Here is a 10,075-nt window from a genome sequence, read left to right as displayed (position 1 = left end):
GGGGCGTAACCCGACGGCAGACCACGCCGCCCCGACCGAGGCCGACGTCGGGTTACGGCGCGCGCAATCCTTTGTTTTACCCCAACCGCCGTGCCAGCGCGCCTAACCCGACCTACGGGCTACGGGCTACGGGCTACGGGCCGCGCCCATGTCGTCGGGGCTGTAGGTCGGGTTAGCCCCCCGGGGCGTAACCCGACGGCAGACCACGCCGCCCCGACCGAGGCCGACGTCGGGTTACGGCGCGCGCAATCCTTTATTTTACCCCAACCGCCGTGCCAGCACGCCTAACCCGACCTACGGGCTACGGGCCGCGCCCATGTCGTCGGGGCTGTAGGTCGGGTTAGCCCCCCCGGGGCGTAACCCGACGGCAGACCACGCCGCCCCGACCGAGGCCGACGTCGGGTTACGGCGCGCGCAATCCTTTGTTTTACCCCAACCGCCGTGCCAGCGCGCCTAACCCGACCTACGGGCTACGGGCCGCGCCCATGTCGTCGGGGCGTAGGTCGGGTTAGCCCCCCCGGGGCGTAACCCGACGGCAGGCCACGCCGCCCCGTCCGGGCCGTGCCGATGTCGTCGGGGCCGTCGGATCAGCGCCGCGTCAGTGCCAGGCCGGCACACCGATCCCGAGGCTCGCCGCGGCGATCGCGAGCGTCACGAGCGTGACTGGCAGGCCGACGCGGGCGTGGGTGCGCCAGTCGATCGCGATGCCGCGACGCTCGGCGGCCTGGACGACGATGATGTTGGCGATGCTCGCGACGATCAGGAGGTTGCCGGCGAAGGTGCTGGCGAGGGCCAGCAGGGTGCCCGCCTCGGGTCCGGTCGCGAGCGGCAGCAACAGCATCACGGCCGGCACGTTCGAGACCAGATTGCTCAACAGGAAGGTCGCGGCGAAGAGCGGCGCCTGGGCGTACAGGTCGATGCCGGCGGCGGCGAGCGCGCCGACCAGGTGCTCGGGCAGCCCGGTCTGCTGCAACGCCGTGTTGACGACGAAGAGGCCGATGAAGAGGACCAGCAGCTGCCAGTCGACCAGGCCCAGCATCTGGCGCGAGTGCAACCGGCGGCTGCAGAGCAGGAGCGCGGCGCCGGCCAATGCGACCAGGTCGCGCGGCCAGGGGGCGAACAGGAAGGCCGCGCAGAGGCCGGCGGCGACCGCGAGCCCCTTGATGCTCTGCCAGCGATCGAGCGTCCGCCCCGGCTCTTGGTCGGTCTGCGGAATCGGTCGGGCGGCGCCCTCGCCCAGGTCCCAGCGCCCGCGCGTGAGCAACGCGATGATGGCCCAGGTCGCCGCGAGGCCGAGGACGACCGGCACCGCGGCGCTGAGCGCATAGCCGGCGAAGGACAACTGCAGCGACTCGCCGATCAGCATGTTCTGCGGGTTGCCGATCAGCGTCGCGGCCGAGCCCAGGTTGGCGCTGCAGGCGAGCGCGAGCAGGAAGGAAGGGCACGGGGTCGAGCCGCCGGGCGAGACAGATCTCGGCCAGGACCGGGGCCATCGCCAGGCAGACGATGTCGTTGCTGAAGACCGCGGCGAGCACCGCAGTGACCGCGATCAGGACCGCGAGCAGCGCCGGCGGCGTCAGCGCGAGGGCGCCGATGCGCCGCGTCACCCAGTCGTAGAACCCGCTCAGGCGCAGCTGTGCCGAGATCACCATGAAGGCGAACAGCAGCGCCAGCGTCGGCACATGGACGGCATCGCGCGCCGCCTCCTCGTCGATCGCCCCGCTCGCGACCAGGACGATGGCCCCGAGCAACGCGACGCCGGTGCGGTCGAGTTTCAGGAACGGCAGCCCGCCGAGGATCATCCCGACATAGACGAGCACGAAGACCGTCAGGATCAGCGCAGTCATCGGGAGGTCGCGGTGGTGGGTGGCGGCGGGGTCGGGACCAGAGCGGCCCCCGGGCTCGGTCTCGAGGTCAGCCCTGGAGCCAGAAGGTCACGGGGCCGTCGTTGACGAGCGCGACCTGCATGTCGGCGCCGAAACGCCCGCACTGCACATGCGCATGGGCCGCCTGCGCCTGGGCGGCCAGGTAGTCGAAGAGCCGCTCGCCCTCGACCGGTGGCGCGGCGCTCGTGAAGCTCGCGCGGGTGCCCTTGCGGGTGTCCGCCGCGAGCGTGAACTGCGGGACGAGCAGGAGCCCGCCGTCGATCGTCGCCAGGCTCAGGTTCATGCGGCCGGACTCGTCGGGGAAGACCCGGTAGCCGAGCAGGCGCTCCAGGAGCCGGTCGGCGCGCCCGACATCGTCGCCCTTCTCGACCCCGATCAGGGCCAGCAGGCCGCGCTCGATGGCGCCGACGGTCTCGCCGCCGACGACGACCCGCGCCTCGCTGACCCGCTGGATCAGGCCGATCATCGCCGCTCGGCGGCGAAGCGATCGGTCGCCGCGACCAGCGCACGGCGGATGCCCGGCTCGAAGGCCGAGTGGCCGGCGTCGGCGACCATCCGCAGCTCCGCGCCGGGCCAGGCCTGGTGCAGCTCCCAGGCCGAGCGGGCCGGGCAGATGATGTCGTAGCCGCCCTGGACGATGACGCCGGGGATCCCCGCCAGGCGCCCGGCGTCGCGCCGCAGTTGGTCGGGCTCGAGGAAGGCGCGGTTGACGAAGTAGTGGCACTCGATGCGCGCCAGGCTCAGCGCCACCCGCGAATCCGCGAAGTGCGCCTGGACATCGGCGTTCGGCAGCAGGGTCGCGGTACGCCCCTCCCAGAGCGACCAGGCCCGAGCGGCCTCGCGGCGCACCCCCTCGTCGTCGCCGATCAGCCGGCGATGATAGGCGCCGAGCAGGTCGTCGCGTTCCTCGGGCGGGATGGGCGCGACGAAGGCCCGCCACTCCTCGGGGCGGAGCCAGCTCGCGCCCTCTTGGTAGAACCAGCGGATCTCGGCGTCGCGGCAGAGGAAGATCCCGCGCAGGATCAGCGCGGCGACCCGCTCCGGGTGCGTCTCGGCGTAGGCGAGCGCGAGCGTCGAGCCCCAGGAGCCGCCGAAGACCAGCCAGCGCTCGATGCCGAGCTCGACGCGGATCCGCTCGATGTCGGCGACCAGGTGCCAAGTCGAGTTCGCGGCCAGCTCGGCATGGGGGATCGAGCGGCCGCAGCCGCGCTGATCGAAGAGGACGATGCGGTAGCGCGTCGGATCGAAGAAGCGGCGGTGCGCGGGCTCGCAGCCGGCGCCCGGCCCACCGTGCAGGAACAGGGCCGGGATGCCGTCCGGGCGGCCGCATTCCTCGACGTAGAGCCGGTGGACCGGGTCGACGGCGAGCTGGTGGACCGCGTAGGGCTCGAGCGGCGGGTAGAGATCGGGTGGGTCGTTGCGCATCGCATCAGCATACGAGCGCGCCGGTCGGCCCGCAACGGCCGCGAACGCCGCCGCCACGGGCCGCTCGGAGGGTCGCCAGCGCACACGCGACGGCCCGTTGCGGATCGCATCCCGGCGCGAGTTGCCCTAGCATGCGGCGACGGACCACGACCGAGATCGCGCGCGGATCGGCGAACCTTCGCCGCGGCGCGGGGTCACTCCTAGAAGGGTCCGCCCTCGAAAGCCGTCTCGAATCCAGGTAGTTCGGGGGTGGCGAGACGACGCGAGGCCCGACGATCCCCGGCGCCCGCCCGGAGAAACCGACCGATCGGCCATCCCGGCCGCGCATCAGGCGTCCTTGCCGGGCGCCGAAACACCCGCCAGTGTCGCGGCATCCCGCCCCCGCGGGGGTGCTGCGCCCAGCACGCGGGTTGCACGTGCACGGCGAACGAATCGAGGAAGATGATGATCGACTTGGCGACTTGGCCCATCCCGCTCGCAGGCGGCGGCTGGCTGCTCGGACTGGCGCTCGCGACGGCGCTGGGCCTCGCCGCGTTCTGGCTGATCCGGCAGCGCGCCACACGACGAGCGGACCAGACCACGACCGCGGCGGCGACGGACGACCCGGTGACGTCCTGGCACAGCCTGGAGGGGCGCGAGGTGCTGGCCCGGCTGGCGACCCCCGAGACCGGCCTCGACGAGGCCGAGGTCGAGCGGCGCCGCGCCCGCCACGGCCCGAACCGCCTGCCCGAGGCCAGGTCGCGCGGCCCGCTGACGCGCTTCCTCGCCCAGTTCCACAACGTCTTGATCTATGTCCTGATCGGCGCCGGCGTCGTCGTCATCCTGCTCCAGCACTGGGTCGACGCGGCCGTCATCTTCGGCGTCGTCCTCATCAATGCCATCATCGGCTTCATCCAGGAGGGCAAGGCCGAGGATGCGCTGCGCGCGATCCGCCAGATGCTCTCGCCCCACGCCCTGGTGCTGCGCGACGGCGTGCGCCGCGAGATCGGCGCCGAAGACCTGGTGCCTGGCGACCTGGTGCCGCTGCAGACCGGCGACCGGATCTCCGCCGACCTGCGCCTGATCCGCCTCAAGGGGCTCCAGGTCGACGAGTCGGCACTGACCGGCGAATCCCTGCCGGTCGAGAAGGACACGGCCCCCTGCCCGGCCGACACCGACCTCGCCGATCGCCGCGACATGGCCTACTCGGGGACGCTGGTCACGCGCGGTCAGGGGCTCGGCGTCGTCATCGCCACCGGCGCGGCGACCGAGATCGGGCGCATCAGCGCGCTGGTCGCCGACGTGCGCCAGCTCCAGACACCGCTGCTGCGACAGGTCGCCCAGTTCGGCCGTTGGCTGACGGGCGCGATCCTCGCGCTCGCGGCCCTGACCTTCGCCTTCGGCGTCCTGGTGCGCGGCAACACGGCCCCCGAGATGTTCCTCGCCGCCGTGGGGCTCGCGGTCGCCGCGATCCCCGAGGGGCTGCCGGCGATCATGACCATCACGCTCGCGATCGGCGTGCGGCGCATGGCCGGGCGCAACGCCATCATCCGCCGCCTGCCGGCGGTCGAGACGCTCGGCACGGTCGGCGTCATCTGCTCGGACAAGACGGGCACCCTGACCCGCAACGAGATGACGGTCGAGACGATCGCCCTGGCCGAACGGCAGCTGACCCTCTCGGGCAGTGGCTATGACCCGCATGGCGGGATCCTGCACGAGGGGCGCGACTACCGCGCCGACGGCGACGCGCGTCTGCACGAGCTGCTACGGGCCGTCGCCCTCTGCAACGACTCGGGCCTGGTGCGCGACGGCGAGGACTGGCGCGTGAACGGCGACCCGATGGAGGGCGCCCTGCTCGTCGCGGCGCTCAAGGGCGGGCTCGATCCGGCCATCGTCGCCGGCGACTGGCCGCGCACGGACCTGATCCCGTTCGAGTCCGAACACCAGTTCATGGCGACGTTGCACCACAGTCACGCGGGCGAGGCCGTCATCTACGTCAAGGGGGCGCCCGAGCGGATCCTGGAGATGTGCGCACACCAGCGGGATGCGACCGGCGAGTCCGAGCTCGAGCCGGCCTATTGGCAGGCCTGGATCGAGAAGCTCGCGGCCAGCGGCCAGCGGGTGCTCGCGGTCGCCGTCAAGCCGGTCGCGACCGAGATGGGCGAGCTCACCTTCGCCGATGTCGATGGCGACCTGACCCTGCTCGGCCTGCTCGGCCTGATGGACCCGCCGCGCCCGGAGGCGATCGCCGCCGTCGAGCGCTGCCGCGCCGCCGGCATCCGCGTCAAGATGATCACCGGCGATCACGCGAGTACGGCACGGGCGATCGCCGCCCAACTCGACCTCGTCAACCCCTACGATGCCTTGACCGGCGGCGAGTTGGAGGCGCTCGACGACGAGGCGCTGCGCGAGCAGGTCGCGCGGATCGACGTCTACGCGCGCGTGACCCCCGAACACAAGCTGCGCCTCGTCAGCCGGCTCCAAGAGCGCGGTCATATCGTGGCGATGACCGGCGACGGCGTCAACGACGCCCCGGCCCTCAAGCGCGCCGACGTCGGCATCGCGATGGGCGACAAGGGCACCGAGGTGGCCAAGGAGGCCGCCGAGATGGTGCTCGCCGACGACAACTTCGCGTCGATCGCGCACGCCGTCGAGGAGGGCCGCACCGTCTACGACAACCTGATGAAGTCGATCCTCTTCATCCTGCCGACCAACGGCGGGGAGGCGCTCATCATCCTCGGCGCCATCCTGCTCGGCTTCGCCGAACTGCCCATCACGCCGGTGCAGATCCTCTGGGTCAACATGATCACGGCCGTGACGCTGGCGCTGGCCCTCGCCTTCGAGCCGCCCGAGCGGGGCGTCATGCGCCGCCCGCCGCGCAACGCCCGGCAGCCGGTGCTGACGCCCTTCTTCCTCTGGCGGATCCTCTTCGTCTCGCTGATCCTGATGGCCGGGACCTTCTCGCTGTTCCTCTGGGAGCTCGGGCGCGGCGCCGAGATCGAGTACGCCCGCACCGTCGCCGTCAACACGCTAGTGATGTTCGAGATCTTCTACCTGTTCAACGCCCGCTACATCATCGACCCGGTCCTCAACCGCGAGGGCCTGCTCGGCAACCGCTATGTGCTGATCGCGATCGGCGTGCTCGTGCTGATGCAACTTGCCCTCACCTATGCCGCCCCGATGCACGCGCTGTTCCAAACGGCCGCGCTCGATGCGGCGACCTGGGGCCGCATCGTCCTCATCGCCGCCTCGGTGCTGTTCCTCGTCGAGGCCGAGAAGGCCGTCGTGCGTCGCTGGCTAGGGAGACGCTGATCTATCGGCCGTCCTGGCCAAGAATCAGCACGGAAGTCGAAAGCGCGGTTTCCGACTTCCTTCATGTTCAGTCGCTGATCGCGACTGAACATGGCGGGGCTCCTGCCCCGCACGGGCAGCGCTGAATACTTCAGCGCTTCCCTAGCCCGGCCGCGGTGACCGATCGGACACACCCTGGGCAGCCGCCCGGCGGGCGGTGCGCCCCGGGTGACGGCCGGCGCGAGGCGGCTTGAAGAATCGCCCGGATGGCAATCTTTCAAGGTCCCCTGGAGCGAAACGCTGCGGCGCGGTACAGTCGCCCGCAGCTATGCCTTCCCAAGCGCCCTCGGACACTGGACCGCCCCCATGAACCCAGAGAAGGTCGTCTTCGGCTTCTTCATCGTCCTGGCCCTGACGCTGAACTTCGGGTTCTTCGTCGGCGACATCGACAATCCGGACCATCACCACGGCTGGGAGCTGTTCGCGGTGATCGTCGTCAACCTGATCGCGACCGTGCTGAAGTTCGGCGACCGCAGCCAGATGGGGGCCGTACTGCTCGCGACCAGCCTGGTCGCGATCCTGCAGCTCATCGCCGCGGCGCTGGTCTGGACGATCGCGGTCCATGCAACCGAGGCGGGGATGACGCCCTCGACGATGGCCAGCATCGTCTCGCTGGCCGGCGGGGCGATGATCGCGAACGTCGTCTCCGTGGTCCTGCTCATCATCGAGACCGTGATGCTGCGCCGCTGAACAGCGCCGCGGATCGGCGCCGGGGTCGCCGTGAACCACATCATCTTTCTCGTCTTCCGCCGGATGCGCACGCCGCTGCTGGCGCTCATCGTCGCTTACACGATCGCGATCGTCGGCTTCGTCCTGATCCCGGGCCGGGACGCGACCGGCGCCCCGGCGCCGATGAGCTTCTTCCACGCCTTCTATTTCGTCGGCTACATGTCGACGACGATCGGCTTCGGCGAGATCCCCTACCCCTTCACCGATGCCCAGCGGCTCTGGACCAGCCTCTGCATCTTCCTGACCGTCAGCGTCTGGCTCTACTCGGCCGGCACGCTGATCGCGCTGCTCCAGGAGAAGACCTTCCAGCGCGCCCTCGCCGAGCAGCGCTTCGCACGTCAGGTGCGCGGCCTCTGCGAGCCCTTCTATCTCGTCTGCGGCTATGGCGAGACCGGTGGCACCCTGGTGCGGGCCCTGACCGAGCGCGACCGGCGCGCCGTGACGATCGACATCAAGCCCGAGCGCATCGCGCTGCTGCAACTGGAGAACCTGCGCGAATTCGTGCCGGCGCTGGCCGCCGATGCCCGCAGCCCGGCGCGCCTCCTCGACGCCGGCCTCAACCACCCCTGCTGCGCCGGGATCGCGGCACTGACCGACGTCAACGCCACCAACCTCAAGATCGCGATCACGGCCAAGCTCTTGAACCCTCGGGTGCCGGTGATCTGCCGGGCCGACTCGGTCGCGGTCGAGGCCAACATGGCCTCGTTCGGCACCGATCACATCTACGACCCGTTCGGTACCTTCGCGCTGTATCTGGCGACGGCGATCCAGGCGCCGCAACGCACGCGGCTCTTCGAGTGGCTCACAGGGGACGCCCGCCGCACCCCACCGACCTCGCGCCCGCCACCGGCGAGCGGGCGTTGGATCCTCTGCGGGTACGGCCGCTTCGGCAAGGCGCTGCATCGCCACCTGACCGCCCAGGGGCTCGAACTCGTCTTCATCGAGGCGCGTCCGGAGCGCACCGGCAGACCCGAGGGCACCCGACTGATCGTCGGCCCGGGTACCGAGGCGCCGACGCTCGAGGAGGCCGGCATCGCCGAGGCCGTCGGGCTCATCGCCGGGACCGACGACGACGCCAACAACCTCTCGATCATCATGACCGCGCGCGAGCTCAACGACACCCTGTTCGTCGTCGCGCGCGAGAATCAGTCGGACAACCACGGCCTGTTCTGCGCCGTCGATGCCGACATCATCATGCACCCGAGCGCGATCATCGCCGAGCGGATCCAGCTGCTGCTGGCCACGCCGCTCCTCGCCGACTTCCGCCGCCAGGCCCGCCGCCAGGACGAGGACTGGGCGCGAGAGCTCGTCGAGCGGATCAACGCCCTGGTCCTGAAGGAGACCCTCGCCGTATGGGAACTGACCGTCGGCCTCGATGAGGCCCATGCGGTCCAGACGGCGCTCGATGCCGGCACCGAGATCCGGCTCGCGACCCTGGGATGCGATCCGCACGACCGCGCTGCGCCGCTGCCGATGATCCCGCTGCTGCACGTGCGCGGGGGCGAGCGCCGGCTGCTGCCGCCGGGCGACCTGCCGTTGGGCCGCGGCGACCAACTCCTGTTCTGCGGTCTGCCGATCGCGCGCGCGCGGATGGGGCTGACGCTGCAGAATCCGCACGCGTTGCGCTATGTCCTGACCGGCCGCAGCCATTATGAAGGGCGCGTCTGGCGGTGGCTCGGTCCTCGGTTGGCGCGGCGACTGGGCGCCGCCGAGCGCGCCCGGCCGACCTCGACGCAGGACGCGGAGGCGACCCGCGACCACCGATGAGAAAGGGTTCAGAGACGACCGAAACGGGCGCGCGAACGACGAGAAACCGCGAAAGTCCCGAAAAGACCGGAGTATCCCCCGAGTCGAGGACCGCGCGCCGGCAGGCGAAGCGGGCGTCGCTCCAACGCCCTGGACCCAGAGGGTCACCTGGTCAACGTTTGGAAACGCCGGGTCGAATGTCATACTAGTCGGGCTGGCCTCGTCGCCCGAACGGCTGGGCGACGCGCGGGGTGAAGGCGGGGCCAGCCAACGTGCTCAGGCACCCAGGAACCCCGGTCCGACAGCGTGGCCGCCACTGCGCCCGCGGGGCGTCGTGCAAGAGGATATGTCATGAATCCATTGATCCATCGTCTCGACCTCGAGCATCAGCGCCTCGCTCGCCTGCTGGAACTCCTCGAGCACCTCATCGATCGCTTCAGCGAGGGGACGGAGCCGGATTTCGAACTGCTCTGCGAGATGCTCGAGTACATGGAGATCTACGCCGATCAGGTCCATCATCGAACCGAGGACCTGATCTTCGAGCGGCTGCGTGCGCTCGGCGTCGAGAAACGCGAGGTCCTGGACGTGCTGATGCACCAGCACGGCCAGATCGGCCAGATGAATCGGCGCTTCCGCCAATCGCTCGAGGGCATCGTCAACGAGGAGGTGCTGCGCCGGGACGAGGTCGAGATCCAGGGCCGCGAACTGATCGCGACGCTGCGCCAGCACATGGACCTCGAGGACCGCGAGGCCTTTCCGCTGGCCCTCGCCCGACTGTCCGACGCCGATTGGGTCGTCCTCGCGGAGATCGCCCCGGATGCCAGCGATCCGCTCTTCGTCGTCCCCGACGTGACCCGGTTCCGCAACCTCTACCGCGAACTGATGCAGCAAGCGGAACCCTGATCGCCACCCTCGGTCGGCCGCGGCCCACCGAGGGCGGTGAGGCGCGCCCCGTCTCC

At 70.6% G+C, this 10,075-nt stretch carries 7 protein-coding genes and 1 pseudogene; 4 read left to right on the top strand and 4 right to left on the bottom strand.

The genetic code is table 11. The features are described 5' to 3' along the window. Window positions 1-598: 598 nt before the first annotated feature. The 4 genes and pseudogenes from CKO41_RS17125 to pip form a co-directional block, all read right to left on the bottom strand. A complete protein-coding gene (locus CKO41_RS17125; protein ID WP_338115612.1) occupies window positions 599-1,384 on the bottom strand; it encodes an SLC13 family permease in 786 nt (261 codons plus the stop codon). A 124-nt stretch (window positions 1,385-1,508) separates the two neighbouring features. Continuing rightward, window positions 1,509-1,802: pseudogene (locus tag CKO41_RS18970) on the bottom strand (SLC13 family permease); the annotation flags it as partial. 112 nt (window positions 1,803-1,914) lie between these two features. Further along, the gene (dtd, locus tag CKO41_RS17120) at window positions 1,915-2,352 is read right to left on the bottom strand and encodes a D-aminoacyl-tRNA deacylase (RefSeq protein WP_200383161.1); all 438 of its coding nucleotides are present in this window, start codon (window positions 2,350-2,352) and stop codon (window positions 1,915-1,917) included. Further along, on the bottom strand, window positions 2,349-3,311 hold the full coding sequence (gene pip, locus CKO41_RS17115) for a prolyl aminopeptidase (protein WP_200383160.1): 963 nt from the start codon (window positions 3,309-3,311) through the stop codon (window positions 2,349-2,351). Before pip ends, dtd begins: the two co-directional genes overlap by 4 nt. A 444-nt stretch (window positions 3,312-3,755) precedes the next feature. Here pip and CKO41_RS17110 point away from each other — a divergent pair, with 444 nt between their 5' ends. The 4 genes from CKO41_RS17110 (at window position 3,756) to CKO41_RS17095 (ending at window position 10,019) form a co-directional block, all read left to right on the top strand. Continuing rightward, the gene (locus CKO41_RS17110) at window positions 3,756-6,602 is read left to right on the top strand and encodes a cation-transporting P-type ATPase (protein ID WP_200383162.1); all 2,847 of its coding nucleotides are present in this window, start codon (window positions 3,756-3,758) and stop codon (window positions 6,600-6,602) included. A gap of 345 nt (window positions 6,603-6,947) precedes the next feature. Next, the gene (locus CKO41_RS17105) at window positions 6,948-7,331 is read left to right on the top strand and encodes a DUF6394 family protein (RefSeq protein ID WP_200254296.1); all 384 of its coding nucleotides are present in this window, start codon (window positions 6,948-6,950) and stop codon (window positions 7,329-7,331) included. A 30-nt stretch (window positions 7,332-7,361) separates the two neighbouring features. Continuing rightward, window positions 7,362-9,137 (top strand): NAD-binding protein, encoded by a 1,776-nt coding sequence (locus CKO41_RS17100; protein ID WP_200383159.1) that lies wholly within the window; start codon window positions 7,362-7,364, stop codon window positions 9,135-9,137. 330 nt (window positions 9,138-9,467) lie between these two features. Further along, the gene (locus tag CKO41_RS17095) at window positions 9,468-10,019 is read left to right on the top strand and encodes a hemerythrin domain-containing protein (protein WP_200254300.1); all 552 of its coding nucleotides are present in this window, start codon (window positions 9,468-9,470) and stop codon (window positions 10,017-10,019) included. Window positions 10,020-10,075: the final 56 nt, after the last annotated feature.

Origin of the sequence: Thiococcus pfennigii, from assembly GCF_016583835.1 — a bacterium.
Taxonomy (GTDB): domain Bacteria; phylum Pseudomonadota; class Gammaproteobacteria; order Chromatiales; family Chromatiaceae; genus Thiococcus; species Thiococcus pfennigii.
Note: the sequence above shows the minus strand (reverse complement) of the source record. Positions and strands in the feature narration are given on the sequence as shown.

Excerpts from the sequence above, each read along its gene's own strand:
- CKO41_RS17095 (WP_200254300.1), top strand. The coding sequence starts at position 9,468 with ATGAATCCATTGATCCATCGTCTCGACCTCGAGCATCAGCGCCTCGCT.
- CKO41_RS17110 (WP_200383162.1), top strand. The coding sequence starts at position 3,756 with ATGATCGACTTGGCGACTTGGCCCATCCCGCTCGCAGGCGGCGGCTGG.
- CKO41_RS17105 (WP_200254296.1), top strand. The coding sequence starts at position 6,948 with ATGAACCCAGAGAAGGTCGTCTTCGGCTTCTTCATCGTCCTGGCCCTG.
- dtd (WP_200383161.1), bottom strand. The coding sequence starts at position 2,352 with ATGATCGGCCTGATCCAGCGGGTCAGCGAGGCGCGGGTCGTCGTCGGC.
- pip (WP_200383160.1), bottom strand. The coding sequence starts at position 3,311 with ATGCGCAACGACCCACCCGATCTCTACCCGCCGCTCGAGCCCTACGCG.